The sequence below is a fragment of the Candidatus Dormiibacterota bacterium genome (assembly GCA_035635555.1).
Lineage (GTDB): Bacteria > Acidobacteriota > Polarisedimenticolia > Gp22-AA2 > Gp22-AA2 > Gp22-AA3.
In genome coordinates this window covers 1-13,832 of sequence record DASQAT010000035.1, presented here as the reverse complement: position 1 = coordinate 13,832, position 13,832 = coordinate 1, and the positions used below count along the sequence as shown (strand labels likewise).

The window sequence follows — 13,832 nt, the reverse complement described above, 5'->3', positions numbered from 1 at the left end:
TCCTCACGACTTCAATCTCGCGTGTCGGCGGGGTGCCGTCTCCACGCCGAGGTGGGCGCAGATGGCCCGCGTGAGCTCGGCGACCAGGAAGGCGTCGGACACGGAGAGCGACGCCGGCCGCGCCTCGCCGAAGAGAATCGCCTCCTTGGCCGCCCCGTCGATCATCATGAGGCCGACCAGAACGGCGCGCTCCGGATCGGGGTGCCGCAACTCCGAGCGACGGCTCAGGATCAGCCCCTTGAGCCGAGCCAGGAAGCGCAGGTTGAGGCGCTCGGCACGCGTCTGGAACGCCCCATCGTCATGCATGCGCACGTACAGCAGAAGGGCACGCAGCAGGCCGCGGCGCGCGCGGTAGTTCCTCACCAGCAGCCGCACACAGCCGGCGAGCAAATCACGCACGGGCAGGTTCCGACGGCGCGACGAATCGAAGACGGTATCCGCGGTGACGGATGCCCGCGCGAAGAACCGGTCATGGAGGGTGCGCAGGAAGGTGTCCTTGTCGGGGAACCGGGTGTAGATCGTCCCCACCGCCGTGCCGGCCCGCCGGGCCACCTCGCCGACCGTCAGACCGCTCACTCCGCGCTCGGCGATGACCTCTTCGGCGGCCTCCATCAGCCGCCGCATCGTCCGCCGGCTTCTCTCCTGCTGAGGTTCCGGGATGCGGGCCGCCGCCCGACTTCTCTTCATGCCGGGCTCCGCCACGAGGCGTCCATGAACATGAATGCGAATTCATATATATCCGCGTTCCCGTTCATGTCAAGCCACCGACCTTCGGAGTCCTCGTTGAGCCACTGTCTCTCGGCCCTGCCAGCCTGAAGGGACAAGAAGCCCTCCCCATCGGACACCCCGAAGAACGCGCAGACGTGGATCAGCACGTTCGAAGCCGCGCGTGAGTCCCGCGTCATGACATTTCTGAAGCGCCGCACAGCACATTCCTGTCACGCGCGATCACTTTGACGGTGCCACATCTCTTTGACGGCGCGCGTGTCGAAGATCCACCCATCGCAAGTTCTGTCCGTCCAATCTCTTGAATTCTGAATCTCGAAAGCATTTCGAAAGAGTGCAGGCATCCCGCTTGCTTCTCAAGAGAGCGAGACCGTCGAGATTTCATTTCCGTGCTGCGGGGGGGTGGCTGAGTGTCGGGACGCTGGAGTCTCCGGCTAATCGTGTCCTGGCTCGTCGTGTGTCTGGGGGCGGCCACGGGCACGGCATACGCATCGACGGTCGTCCAGCTCGCCTGGGACGCGAACACGGAGTCGGATCTCTCCGGCTACCGGATTCTGTACGGAACGACCTCGGGCAACTACACCGCAACCATCGATGTCGGCAATCAGACGTCGTACGCCGTGAGCGGCCTGACGGCCAGCACCACCTACTACTTCACCGTCGTCGCGTACGACCTGGCCGGCAACGTGAGCGGGCCCTCGAACGAGATCTCGTCGACACCGACCGTGCTCGCGCCGAGCCCGACCGTCACGGCGACGGATGCGCCGGACCCGGTGGCCGCCGGAGCGACCCTGACCTACACGCTGTCGTATTCGAATTCGGGAAATGTCACGGCCACCGGCGTGCTGATCAGCGACACCGTTCCAGCCAATACGGCGTTCGTCAGCGCCACCGCCGGCGGCAACCTGTCGGGTTCCGTCGTCACCTGGACGATCGGTGCGCTGGCGGCCGGCGCCTCCGGCTCCGTGCAGCTCGTCGTCCGCGTCGCCAGCCCGCTGCCGAACGGGACGCTGATCACACATGCCGCGTATGCGATCGTGAGCAACGAGACCGGTTCTGTCGCCGGACCGGGCATCACTACGACCGTGATGTCAACACCGGTCCTGACCATCGTATCCACCGATACGCCCGACCCGGTCCCCGCGGGAGCGACCCTGACGTACACGCTGTCCTACGCGAACACCGGCAATGCCGACGCGACGTCGATCCGCGTAACCGACACCCTGCCGGCCAACACCACGTTGGTCTCCGCCGGCAGCGGCACCCTCTCCGGCTCCGTCGTCACCTGGTCGATCGCCTCGCTCGCCGCCGGCGCTTCAGGCACCGTCCAGCTCGCGGTCCGCGTCGCCAGCCCGCTTGCGAACGGCACCGTGATCCACAACCAGACGTACAGCGTCGCGAGCGCCCAGACCACCGCGGTCAACGGTGTCGACGACACGACCACCGTGACCTCGGCGCCGGTCCTGGCGGTGTCGGCGAGCGACGCGCCGGACCCGGTGGCGGCGGGCGGCACGATCACCTACACGCTCGCTTACTCGAACACGGGGAACTCGGGCGCGACCGCGGTCGTGCTGTCGGACACGGTTCCGGTCAATACGACGTTCGTGTCGGCGACGGGAGGCGGGACGCTGTCGTCCGGAGTCGTGACCTGGTCGATCGGCGCGCTGGCGGCGGGCGGCTCCGGCTCGGTGCAGCTCGTGGTCCGCGTCAACAGTCCTCTGGCGAACGGGACCGTCGTCACCGACGGCACCTACAACATCGACTCCACGGAGACCGCGCCGGTCAGTGGGAGCGCCATCACCACCACAGTGACTTCGGCGCCGGTCCTGACGGTGTCTGCGACCGACGCGCCGGACCCGGTGGCGGCGGGCGGCACGATCACCTACACGCTCGTTTATTCGAACACGGGGAACTCCGGCGCGACCGCGGTTATGCTCTCGGACACGGTTCCGGTCAATACGACGTTCGTGTCGGCGACCGGCGGCGGGACGTTGTCGGCCGGTGTCGTCACCTGGTCGATCGGCGCGCTGGCAGCGGGCGGCTCCGGATCCTTGACGCTGACGGTCAGGGTCAACAGTCCTCTGGCGAACGGGACCGTCATCACGAACGGCACACTCAACATCGACTCCACCGAGACTTCGCCTGTCACCGGCAATGCCATCACCACGACCGTGACCTCGGCGCCGGTCCTGACGGTGTCTGCGACCGACGCTCCGGACCCGGTGGCGGCGGGCGGCACGATCACCTACACGCTCGCCTATGCGAACACGGGGAACTCGGGCGCGACCGGAGTGGTGCTGTCGGACACGGTCCCGGTGAATACGACGTTCGTGTCGGCGACCGGGGGTGGGACGCTGTCGGGCAGCGTGGTCACCTGGTCGATCGGGGCGCTGGCGGCTGGCGGCTCGGGCTCCGTCCAGCTCGTGGTCCGCGTCAACAGCCCGCTGGCGAACGGGACGGTCATCACAGACGGCAACTACAGCATCGACTCCACGGAGACCGCGCCGGTCAATGGCAGTGCCATCACGACGACCGTGACCTCGGCGCCGGTCCTGACGGTGTCGGCGACCGACGCCCCGGACCCGGTAGCGGCGGGTGGAACGATCACCTACACGCTCGCCTACGCAAACACGGGGAACTCGGGCGCGACCGGAGTGGTGCTGTCCGACACGGTCCCGGTCAATACGACGTTCGTGTCCGCGACAGGGGGCGGAGCGCTGTCGGGCGGTGTCGTAACCTGGTCGATCGGGGCTCTGGCGGCCGGCGGCTCAGGCTCCGTGCAGCTGGTGGTCAGTGTCGCCAGTCCGCTGGCGAGCGGGACCGTCATCACGAACGCCTCTTACAGCATCGACCCCGTCGAGACGGCGCCGACCGTGGGCGCCTCTGTCAGCACCACGGTCTCCTCCATACCCACCGTGACCTCGGTCATGGAGACGACGACCAATTCGACCATCATCGTTGAACCGGGGGTGCAGGATATCCAGGTGACCGGGACAGGCTTTCAGCAGGGCGCCGTCCTGAACCTCGGATCCGGGATCACATCCGGCCCGACGGTCCTCATCGACGCGATGCACCTGAAGGCGACGCTCACGGTCGATACGACGGCTGCCCTCGGACCTCGCGACATCACGGTCACCAACCCGGACCAGCTGTCCGGCACGCTCCGCAATGCGTTGAAAGTGGTGCGCACGCCGGACCTCAACGGCAATTGCACGGTGGACGGGATCGACCTCAACGTGCTCGCCCGTGCCTGGGCCACGACGTCCGCCGATCCGGGCTTCAGTCCCCAGTGGGACCTGACTGGAGACGATGTCGTCGACGGGAACGATCTCGCCGTCTTCGTCCAGTACTTCGGGCGCCGGACGCCGGGCTGCCATTAGGAACCCTTGACCGTCAGGGCTCGCAGGATCGCATCGATCGGCATCTTCTGCCACTGCACCTGCGCCACGAACCGATCTCGGACGATCCCGCCGCCGTCGACGATGAAGGTGGCGGGACGCGCGATGTGAACCGAGTCGAAACCGAGGAGACGGTAGACACCGTAGGCTTTCGCGACCCTTCTCTCCTGGTCGATCGCCACCGGGTACGGGACGGGATGCGCGTCGAAATAGGCCCGCGCGGCCCCCGGATCCTGACAGAGGACGACCACCAGGCGGGCGCCACGCTCCTCCACCCTCGCCCATCCGTCTCGCAACTGCGAGAGCCTGTGGCGGCAGGCGGGTCACCAGGTGCCGCGGTGGAACTCGATGACGCGCGGCACGGCGCCCATCGTCCGGATCGAGACGGGGGAGGGGATCCCCGGCAGGTCGAAATCCGGCGCGTGTGACCCGACTGCGAGGGGACGGCCCAGGGGAGTGGTCCTCCTTCGAACCCGGGCCCGCCCGGGTCCGCTATCATTATTATAGGCAGCCCAGGTGGTTGTCACCCATTCGTCACTCCACCGCCATCCCGCTCTCACCCTCCCGACACACGCTTGGCCGGGGCAATCTCCGGGCCGGCGGGCCCGGGGGCTATAATCGGCCCGTCCGGCCGGGGTCCCGGGGAGACAGAGCGCTCATGCCGCAGACCATCCTGGTGGTGGACGACGAGCGCGACATCGTCGAGCTGGTGCGCTACAACCTGGCGCAGGCCGGGTACCGGGTGGTGTCGGCCACCGACGGTCGCCAGGCTGTGGAGATGGCGCGCCGCGAGCGGCCCGACCTCGTCGTGCTCGACCTGATGCTGCCGGTCCTGCCCGGAGCCGAGGTGGCCCGCATGCTGAAGCAGGATGAGAAGACCCGCGGCATCCCGATCGTGATGCTGACCGCGCGGGGCGAGGAGGTCGACCGGGTCGTCGGCTTCGAGCTGGGCGCGGACGATTACGTGGTGAAGCCGTTCTCGCCGCGCGAGCTGGTTCTGCGCGTGCAGGCGATCCTGAGACGCGACGAGAAGGAGGGGCCGGACGAGCGCATCGTCCACGAGCCGCTGGTCATCGACGTCGGCGCGCACCTCGTCCGGCTGAAGGGAAAGGAGATCGTCCTGACCGCCACCGAGTTCAAGCTCCTGCACCGTCTGGCCCGGCGGCCCGGCCGCGCGTTCAGCCGGGACCAGCTCCTCTCGGAGGTGTGGGGCTACGGCGGAGAGATCGAGACACGCACCGTGGACACGCACATGAAGCGTCTGCGGGCGAAGCTGGGACCGGTCGGAGACTGGATCCAGACGGTGCGCGGCGTCGGGTACCGATTCCGGCCGGCCGGTTTCGCGGCCGCGGACTGACGGAAGGATCCTTCCCTGCGAATCCAGCACCGGCTCACTCTGTTGTTCGTCCTCGTGGCCGGTCTCTCGTCGTTTCTCGCCGCGCTGGTCCTCGATCGCGCCGTGGCACGGCGCGTGACCGAGCAGATCGCCGCCCGCCTGGGAGACGAGGTCCGGCTCGCCCGCGACCTGGCTCGCGCCGAGCCGGACCTGCCCTCGACGGCCGACCGGCTGGCCGATCGTCTTGGACGAGACCTCGGTGTGAGGGTGACGATCATTTCCTCCGACGGGGCGGTGCTGGGCGACACCGATCTGGACGGCGCGGCGCTTCGCGAGGTCGAGAACCACGCGAGCCGGCCCGAGGTGATGGAGGCGGTGCGTGACGGGACGGGCCGATCCATGCGCTACAGCCGGACGGTCGCCGAGAACATGCTGTACGTGGCCTCGCGCATCGACCCGGACGATCCTGCCCGCGGGGTGATCCGCCTGGCCCTCCCGCTCACCGACGTGACCCGGGCCCAGGAGGCCGTGCGCGTGCCGATCCTCCTCGCGGCCGTCCTGTCGCTTTTGGTCGCGGGGCTCATCGGGTGGGCGGTGGCGCGCGGCCCGGCGCGCCGCCTGGAGGCGATCGCGCGCGTCGCGTCGCAATTCGCCGCCGGCCGGATGGACGTGCGGGCCGAGCCGGGCGGTGACGACGAGACCTCGGTCCTGGCGAGGTCGCTCAACCGCATGGCGGACCAGCTCGAGGAGCGCCTGATCCTCGTGGAGCGCGAGAGAAGCCAGCTCCGCACCGTTCTCGAGGGGATGGTCGAGGGGGTGGTCCTGACCGACCCGACCGGACGCATCCTGGTCGCCAACGATGCGTTCCGGAGGATCTTCGACGCGCAGCTCCCGGTGGAGGGCCGCCGGCCGCTCGAGACCGCGCGCGTGCCGGCGCTCCAGGACGCGATCGAGTCGGCGCTCGAGGCGGACGAGCCGCTCACGCGGGAGATAGCACTCGGCGGCGCTCAGCAGAAAGTGATCCAGGCCAGCCTCGCCGCCATCCGCGAGCGCGGTGCTACGGTCGGAGCGGTGGCCGTGTTCCACGACGTCACCGAGCTGAAGAGACTGGAGAGGGTGCGGCAGGAGTTCGTGGCCAACGTGTCGCACGAGCTGCGCACCCCGCTGACGGCGATCAAGGGGTACGCTGAGACTCTGCGCGACGGCGGCCTGCGCGATCCCGAGACGGCGGCCGAGTTCGTGCGTGTCATCCACAGGCACGCCGAGCGACTGCGCGCCCTGATCGAGGACCTCCTCGATCTGGCCGCGGTGGAGCAGGGGGAGGCGCGCCTGAAGCCCGCCGTCGTCCGGGCGCGCGACGTCGTCGCCCAGGCCGAGGGCCTGGTTCGTCCCGCGGCCGAGGCCCGCGGTCAGACCCTTGCCATCGACCTGCCCGCCGATCTCCCGGACATCCTCGCCGATCGGGATCGGCTCGCCCAGATCCTGATCAACCTGCTCGACAACGCCGTGAAGTTCACGCCCGAGGGGGGGCGGGTCACGTTGTCGGCGAAGATGGCGGACGGACGCGTCGTCCTGGCGGTGAGTGACAACGGGGTCGGGATCCCTCCCGGTGACCTGCCGCGCATCTTCGAGCGGTTCTACCGAGTCGGCCGCTCCCGCGACCGCCGGGAGGGGGGGACGGGGCTCGGCCTGGCGATCGCCAAGCACCTGACCCAGGCGATGGGCGGGACGATCGAGGTCGAAAGCACCCAGGGCTCAGGCACCACCTTCCGGGTGAGTCTCCCGTCCGCCTGACGGCTCCCTACCCCGACGCCGTCCTGTCCAGGACCTGACCGCTCCGTCAGGCTGCGGTTCGTCCGGCAGACCCGGCGCCACTCACGCCCTTCCAGCGGGTCTCGGGTGAACACCGGGTCGATCGGCCCGGGATATCCCGGAGCCGTTTTCCGGGATCCCCGCATCAGGGATTCAGGATTCGGCTTGTTGTTGTCGAGCACTTCCCGCCTACCTTAATCGGGTCGAAACCTGTCAGTGGGTCATCTGACATCGGGCAGCTCGTCAACCTCAGGAAGGAGTGCAAACCATGAGAAAGAGCTGGCGTGCGGTGGGACTCCTGATGATCGCATCGATCGTTCCATTCTCGGGGTGGCGGCAGGCATCGGCCGACGAGCCGGCTCCATGCCATCTTCTGGCGGCCGGGACTGATCAAACGCCCATGACGAGCGCCTATAGCGCGCTCAATGTGCCTGCGCTGGCTGCGGGCAGTTACTATCCGGACCCGAGGACGCAGGTGAAGGTCTACAAGCTCACGTCGGCCACTTTCCCGACCACGGGCTTCTCCTGGGGGCACGCTTACTCCGAAGGGGGGGACGAGGTGTCCCTGCCCTACAACGGCTCGACCCGAACCATCCACCTCACCACGATTGACGGCTTTCACTGGCTGATCGATTTCAACCCGAGTACAGGGGTCTCGAACTGGCGCAAGCTCACGGGGACCATCTCCCCCTGGACCGATCTGGCCTTCGCCTTCTCCAACAACCCTGCGACGCCGAACTATGCCTACATCGCGGGCTGGGACGGGGCGATCCATCAGGTCGACTTCACGACCTGCACCCAGACCCAGGCCTGCACCGAAATCATGGGGAACGGCTGGCCCCTGGTAGACGATCTGATTTATCGTCCGTCGTGGATGCACCAGAGCAAGAATGACGGGCTCTTCGTCTGGATGCGCGGCAACACGGATGTCGTGGTCGCCTACCACCCCGCCAGTGGAACACGGAAGACCTACAACGAATGCGCCATCAACGAGCCTCGGATCGACCGCGAGGGCCGATACATCGGACTCACCATGGACGACCCGCAGAACGGCATAGTCGTCTTGGACTTCGGCTCGGCCGATCCACCGGATCGTTACGCGCCGATGACCGTAGTTCAGAGAGCCGACGGGACGGTCCCCTTCGCCCACGTCGCCAGCCTCAGGGATCGCTGGCTGGGAGTGGACTGGAACCTTTCCTTTCCCACGGGATTCACCAAGTTCACTCCGCTCGGCCCTACCGACCATATCGGCGGCCCCGCGAACGGGAGCCTTATCTACGGCAACGGGAACTGGATCCAGGAAGCCGCCTCTCTCGAGAACCAGTGGGCGCTATTTTCCAGCTATGGCGGCCTGGTGCCGGACCCCGCTTGGAGCTGGCTCTCCCCCGGAGGGATGGTCTTCATCACGCCGGGCGGCGAGCGTCGCCTCCTCGGCCACCCCTACAACACGAGCGAGGTGTACAACTTCTACTCCTTCGCGAAGCTGTCGCCGGACGGACGCTACGTCCTGTTCACGTCCAACATGAACGATCAGTGCTCGAATACGGCATGCAACGGCCCCTGCTGGGCGGACGGCACGCACCCGAACGCGGGGACTAAGGCGACCCAGAAGGTCCAATTGCCCTCCGGGTGTGAGTACAGCCCGCAGGCGTGCGAGACGCGGCCCTGCGGGCGAAGCGACGTGTTCCTGGCCGAGGTTCCTACCGGGCAGGCTTGCTTTTAGCGCGACCTGGCGGCAACCCAAGCGGCTCGATGAGCTCCAGGAGGGGATCGACGGTTCGGCAGGCCGGACATTGACGTCCGGGGAATCATCACCAGCCCGCCCGACAGGCTGAAAGATCTCCGGGTCGGTCTTCCCGCCGTCTGAGGGCGGTCGTCACACGACCGTCACACGACCGACTCCGCGGCGTCACCCCACCGATACATTCTCCCCGCCGAAACTGGACAAGGAGAGGTGAACCCTCATGGAGGAGCCCTGTCGATGAACGCATCGAGAACCACCCTGCGGTCGCTGGCCGCCCTCGCAACGACGGTGGGCCTGCTGCGCGGCCTGCCGGTCTTCGCCCAGGTGACGCCGGCCGCCGGATATACGCCCCCGGACGACACGCCGACGATCAAGGTGGGGACGACGATCTACACCGACTACACCTATACGGAAGAGCCCACGACCGTGGACACGGACGGCAATACGATTCATCCGGCGGCCTTCAACGTCACGCGCGCCTACATCAACGTGACCGGGAACATCTCGCACAATGTCTCGTTCCGGGTCACGCCCGATGTCTCGCGGCTGACCACCACGGGAGCGACCACCAGCCTGGACGGCAGCCTCACCTTCCGCCTCAAGTACGCCTACGGCCAGTTCAACCTGGACGACAGGTGGTCCAAGGGCTCCTGGGTCCGCCTGGGGGAGCACCACACGCCCTACGTGGACTGGGAGGAGCAAGTCTACAGGTACCGCTTCCAGGGGCAGATCATGGCGGAGCGGGAGGGTTTCATCAGTTCGTCAGATTTTGGTCTCTCGACCCACTACAACTTCAAGGGAAATTTCGGCGACGTGCACGGCGGCTACTACAACGGCGACACCTACAGCAAAGCCGAGGCGAACGACCAGAAGGCCGTGCAGATCCGCGCCACCCTGCGCCCTTTCCCGATGCTGGGGGTGCTCAAGGGGCTCCGCCTCACCGCCTTCTATGACGCCGACAACTACATGCAGGGGGACGCACGGCGTCGGACCATCTACGCGGCGACCTTCGAGCACAAGTACGTCAACGCCGGCTACACGCACCTCGACGCCACGGATCAGCCGACCGCCGTCGCGGCCGAAGTGAAGGCGCAGGGGTACTCGGTCTGGGCGACGCCTCGCTTCCCAAAGGGATGGGAGGCGTTGCTGCGTTATGACTACCTGAAGCCGAACAAGTCGGTCGATGCGGCGAAGGATCGCAAGATCGCGGGCGTCGCCTACTGGTTCCACAGCCAGCAGGCGCCGGCCACCGCCGCGATCCTGCTGGACTACGAGAACGTGACCTACGACACGTTGCTCGCCAAGCCGGACGAGAAGCGCTACGCCGTCCACACCCTGTTCAATTTCTGAGGCTGATCATGCCGCTCACACGAGGTGACATCGTGCCGAAACTGTCGCGCTGCCTGCTCATCGCGCTGCTCCTGGCCGCCGTGGCGGCCGTCCTGGTCCCGCCCGTCTGGGCCGATCCGGTCCAGATCGACGGCGCGGGGGCGACCTTCCCGTACCCGATCTATTCGAAGTGGTTCTCCGAATACAACAAACTCCACCCCGACGTCCGGATCAACTACCAGTCGATAGGATCGGGCGGCGGTATCCGCCAGCTCACCGCCCAGACCGTATTCTTCGGCGCCTCGGACGGCCCTATGACCAACGATCAGCTCCAGGGCGCCCCTGGGAAGGTCTTCCACTTTCCGACGGTGCTGGGGGGCGTCGTGCCGATCTACAACCTTCCGGGCGTCGATGCCGAGCTGAAGTTTGCAGGAACGGTTCTGGCCGACATCTTCCTGGGGAAGATCACCAAGTGGAGCGATCAGGCGATCGCCAAGGACAACCCCGGCGTGAATCTGCCCGACAGCGACATCACCGTCGTCCATCGTGCTGACGGATCGGGAACGTCCTACATTTTCTGCGACTACCTGGCCAAGGTCTCCCCCGAGTACAAGTCGAAGGTGGGCGTGGCCACCTCGGTGAACTGGCCGGCCGGGATCGGCGGCAAGGGGAACGAGGGGGTCGCCGGTCTCGTGAAGCAGACTCCGGGGGCCATCGGCTACGTCGAGCTGATCTACGCGCTGCAGAACAAGATCGCCTTCGGCTCGGTGAAGAGCTTCGACGGAGAGTTCGTCCGCGCGTCCATCGATTCGGTATCGGCCGCGGCCGCCTCCGCGACGGCGAAGATGCCCGCCGACTTCCGTGTCTCGATCACGAACGCTCCGGGGAAGAACGTCTATCCGATCTCCTCGTTCACCTGGATCCTCCTGTACGAGAGCCCCAAGGACAAGCACAAGTCCCGTCTCATGGTCGACTTCATGAAGTGGGCCCTGACGGACGGACAGAAATTCGCCGGCGATCTTGGCTACGCCCCTCTCCCGCAGACGGTCGTCAGCCTTGAGGACGCCGCCTTGAAGAAGATCAAGGTCGAATGAGCACGACGGGACCACTCGGGCGATCGTCCGGCGAGGGGAGGCTCTTCCCGCTTTTGACCGGCGCCGCGGCCGTTCTCGTCCCATGCCTGGTCGCCGGGATCGCGCTCGTCCTCTGGCGGGAATCGCTCCTTTCGATCCGCGAGTTCGGGTTCGCCTTCTGGCGCACATCCATCTGGGACCCGGTCGCGGGGCAGTTCGGCGCCTTGCCGTTCATCTGGGGGACGCTCTACTCGTCGCTCCTGGCGCTGCTTCTGTCGGCGCCGGTAGCGCTCGGGATCGCCATCTTCCTGTCGGATCTGTCGCCGCACGCCCTGAGGCAGCCGCTGATCTTCCTGACCGAGCTCCTGGCGGCGATCCCCTCGATCGTCTACGGCCTGTGGGGCATTTTCGTTCTCGTTCCGCTGGTCCGCCGCCTGGAAATCGCCACCCCCGCCTGGCTGAAGGGCGTGCCGCTCTTCGAGGGGCCGCCGCTCGGCGTGGGTCTTCTCGCCGCCAGCCTCGTGCTGGCCGTGATGATGGTGCCGTTCACGGCGAGCGTCGCGCGCGAGATCCTCAAGGCGGTCCCCTCCGCGCAGCGCGAAGGGGCCTACGCCCTCGGCGCGACCCGCTGGGAGGCGATCCGGATGGCGCTGTTCTATGGGCGGACGGGGATCATCGGCGCCGTCATGCTCGGGCTCGGGCGGGCGCTGGGCGAGACGATGGCCGTCACCATGCTGATCGGCAACAACCCCAGGATCTCCTTGTCGCTGTTCGCGCCGCAGTACACCATGGCCGCGGTCATCGCCAACGAGTTCACCGAGGCGGCGGACCCGCTCTACCTCGACGCCCTGGTCGAAATCGGCCTCGTCCTGTTCCTGATCACCGTCGCGATCAACGCCCTGTCGCGCGTCCTCGTCTGGCGCGTGGGCAGGGAGCGGACGGTCCGGGCCGGGCGGCCGGTCCCCGCGGCGGCGGTGTGAGCGCCATGTCCTGGAACCGCCTGCGCCGCAAGGTCGTCTCCGGTGCGGTCGTCGCGTTCTGCGCGGCCGCGGTCGTGCTGGCCCTGATCCCCCTCGGCTTCATCCTGTTCTTCGTGATCGGGCACGGGCTCCCGGCCTTGAACGCGGCGTTCTTCACCCAGATGCCCAAGCCGGTGGGGGAGCCCGGCGGCGGCATGGCGAACGCCATCGCCGGAACGCTGATCCTCATCGGACTGGCGGCCGGCATCGCCGTGCCGATCGGGATCGTCTCGGGCATCTACGTCTCCGAGTACCGCAAGACATCCCTGGCCTCCGCCGTCAGGTTCTCGGCGGACATCCTGAACGGCGTCCCCTCGATCGTCATCGGCCTCTTCGCGTACACGACGGCGGTCCTGCCGTTCCAGCGCTTCTCGGCGATCGCGGGCGGCCTGGCGCTCGGGATCATGATGATCCCGCTCATCGTCCGGATGACCGAGGAGCTCCTGAACCTCGTTCCGCCGACTCTGCGCGACGGGGCGCTCGCCCTCGGCGCCACGCGGGCGCGGGCTGTGTTCACGGTGATCCTGTCGGCCGCCCTGCCCGGGATCCTGACCGGCGTGCTCGTGGCCCTCGCCCGCATCGCGGGGGAGACCGCCCCGCTCCTGTTCACCGCCTTCAACAACCGCTTCTGGTCGACGCGTCTCGACCAGCCGATCGCCTCGCTGACGGTGCAGGTTTACACCTACGCCATTTCTCCTTATGATGACTGGCACCGGCAGGCCTGGGCCGGGGCGACCGTGCTGATCGGGGCCATCCTGACGTTTTCGCTCCTCGCCCGGGCGATGACCCGCCGCCTCGAAAGGATGCACCGTCCGTGAGACAGGCCCTGATGACCGCGGTGAAAATCGAGACGAGAGCGAAGCCGCGAGCCCCGGGCCGCGACGAGGCCAAGGCCGAGGAGCCGATGATCCTGATCGAGGGTCTGACGCTCCATTACGGCGACAAGCCGGCGCTCAAGGGCATCTCGATGCAGGTGCCGAAGAACCGGGTCACCGCCTTCATCGGTCCTTCGGGCTGCGGCAAGACGACCCTGCTCCGCTGCCTCAACCGCATGAACGACCTGGTCGACGGCGTTCGGATCACCGGTCGGATCCTGGTGGCCGGCCGCGACGTGTACCACGGCTCGATGGATGTGACCGAGCTGCGCAAGCGCGTCGGCATGGTGTTCCAGAAGTCGAACCCGTTCCCCAAGAGCATCTTCGAGAACGTGGCGTATGGCTTGCGGGTTGCGGGTATCAAGGACGCGAGCACCCTGCGCGACCGGGTCGAGCGCGCGCTGCGTCAGGCCGCCATCTGGGACGAGGTGAAGGATCGCATCGAAGAATCGGGCCTGGGGCTCTCGGGAGGCCAGCAGCAGCGCCTTTGCATTGCCCGAGCCCTCGCGGTCGAGCCGCA

General features: G+C 67.2%; 10 protein-coding genes and 1 pseudogene. 9 read left to right on the top strand and 2 right to left on the bottom strand.

Annotation, left to right across the window (positions count from 1 at the left end; all coding sequences use genetic code 11):
• Positions 1–3: 3 nt before the first annotated feature.
• Positions 4–687, bottom strand: a complete 684-nt coding sequence (locus VEW47_08830) for a helix-turn-helix domain-containing protein (protein ID HYS05283.1) — start codon at positions 685–687, stop codon at positions 4–6.
• A 479-nt stretch (positions 688–1,166) separates the two neighbouring features.
• Between VEW47_08830 and VEW47_08825 the strand changes: the two genes are divergently transcribed.
• Complete coding sequence (locus tag VEW47_08825) at positions 1,167–4,106, top strand: fibronectin type III domain-containing protein (GenBank protein HYS05282.1); 2,940 nt, start codon at positions 1,167–1,169, stop codon at positions 4,104–4,106.
• On the opposite strand, the pseudogene VEW47_08820 reads toward VEW47_08825, so the two are convergent.
• A pseudogene (locus tag VEW47_08820) lies at positions 4,103–4,435 on the bottom strand (redoxin domain-containing protein). The gene VEW47_08825 and the pseudogene VEW47_08820 sit on opposite strands and share 4 nt — an antisense overlap.
• A gap of 347 nt (positions 4,436–4,782) precedes the next feature.
• On the opposite strand from VEW47_08820, the gene VEW47_08815 reads away from it, so the two are divergent.
• The 8 genes from VEW47_08815 to VEW47_08780 form a co-directional block, all read left to right on the top strand.
• Positions 4,783–5,481 carry a response regulator gene (locus tag VEW47_08815; protein HYS05281.1) on the top strand — a complete coding sequence of 233 codons (699 nt, stop codon included), beginning with the start codon at positions 4,783–4,785 and terminating at the stop codon, positions 5,479–5,481.
• A 42-nt stretch (positions 5,482–5,523) separates the two neighbouring features.
• Entirely contained in the window at positions 5,524–7,254 is a 1,731-nt protein-coding gene (locus tag VEW47_08810; protein ID HYS05280.1) for an ATP-binding protein, read from the top strand.
• Positions 7,255–7,540: 286 nt separating this feature from the next.
• Positions 7,541–8,995 (top strand): hypothetical protein, encoded by a 1,455-nt coding sequence (locus tag VEW47_08805; GenBank protein ID HYS05279.1) that lies wholly within the window; start codon positions 7,541–7,543, stop codon positions 8,993–8,995.
• 258 nt (positions 8,996–9,253) lie between these two features.
• Entirely contained in the window at positions 9,254–10,366 is a 1,113-nt protein-coding gene (locus VEW47_08800; GenBank protein ID HYS05278.1) for a porin, read from the top strand.
• An 8-nt stretch (positions 10,367–10,374) separates the two neighbouring features.
• A complete protein-coding gene (gene pstS, locus VEW47_08795; protein HYS05277.1) occupies positions 10,375–11,439 on the top strand; it encodes a phosphate ABC transporter substrate-binding protein PstS in 1,065 nt (354 codons plus the stop codon).
• Complete coding sequence (pstC, locus tag VEW47_08790; GenBank protein ID HYS05276.1) at positions 11,436–12,398, top strand: phosphate ABC transporter permease subunit PstC; 963 nt, start codon at positions 11,436–11,438, stop codon at positions 12,396–12,398. The genes pstS and pstC overlap by 4 nt, the downstream gene beginning before the upstream one ends.
• A gap of 5 nt (positions 12,399–12,403) precedes the next feature.
• Positions 12,404–13,255 carry a phosphate ABC transporter permease PstA gene (pstA, locus tag VEW47_08785; GenBank protein ID HYS05275.1) on the top strand — a complete coding sequence of 284 codons (852 nt, stop codon included), beginning with the start codon at positions 12,404–12,406 and terminating at the stop codon, positions 13,253–13,255.
• A gap of 86 nt (positions 13,256–13,341) precedes the next feature.
• Positions 13,342–13,832, top strand: a 491-nt coding sequence (locus VEW47_08780) for an ATP-binding cassette domain-containing protein (GenBank protein HYS05274.1), incomplete at its 3' end; no start/stop codon positions are given.

What these genes read in the sequence shown, in the direction of transcription:
- VEW47_08830 (HYS05283.1), bottom strand. Translation starts at nt 687, where the DNA reads ATGAAGAGAAGTCGGGCGGCGGCCCGCATCCCGGAACCTCAGCAGGAG.
- VEW47_08815 (HYS05281.1), top strand. Translation starts at nt 4,783, where the DNA reads ATGCCGCAGACCATCCTGGTGGTGGACGACGAGCGCGACATCGTCGAG.
- VEW47_08805 (HYS05279.1), top strand. Translation starts at nt 7,541, where the DNA reads ATGAGAAAGAGCTGGCGTGCGGTGGGACTCCTGATGATCGCATCGATC.
- VEW47_08800 (HYS05278.1), top strand. Translation starts at nt 9,254, where the DNA reads ATGAACGCATCGAGAACCACCCTGCGGTCGCTGGCCGCCCTCGCAACG.
- pstS (HYS05277.1), top strand. Translation starts at nt 10,375, where the DNA reads ATGCCGCTCACACGAGGTGACATCGTGCCGAAACTGTCGCGCTGCCTG.
- pstC (HYS05276.1), top strand. Translation starts at nt 11,436, where the DNA reads ATGAGCACGACGGGACCACTCGGGCGATCGTCCGGCGAGGGGAGGCTC.
- pstA (HYS05275.1), top strand. Translation starts at nt 12,404, where the DNA reads ATGTCCTGGAACCGCCTGCGCCGCAAGGTCGTCTCCGGTGCGGTCGTC.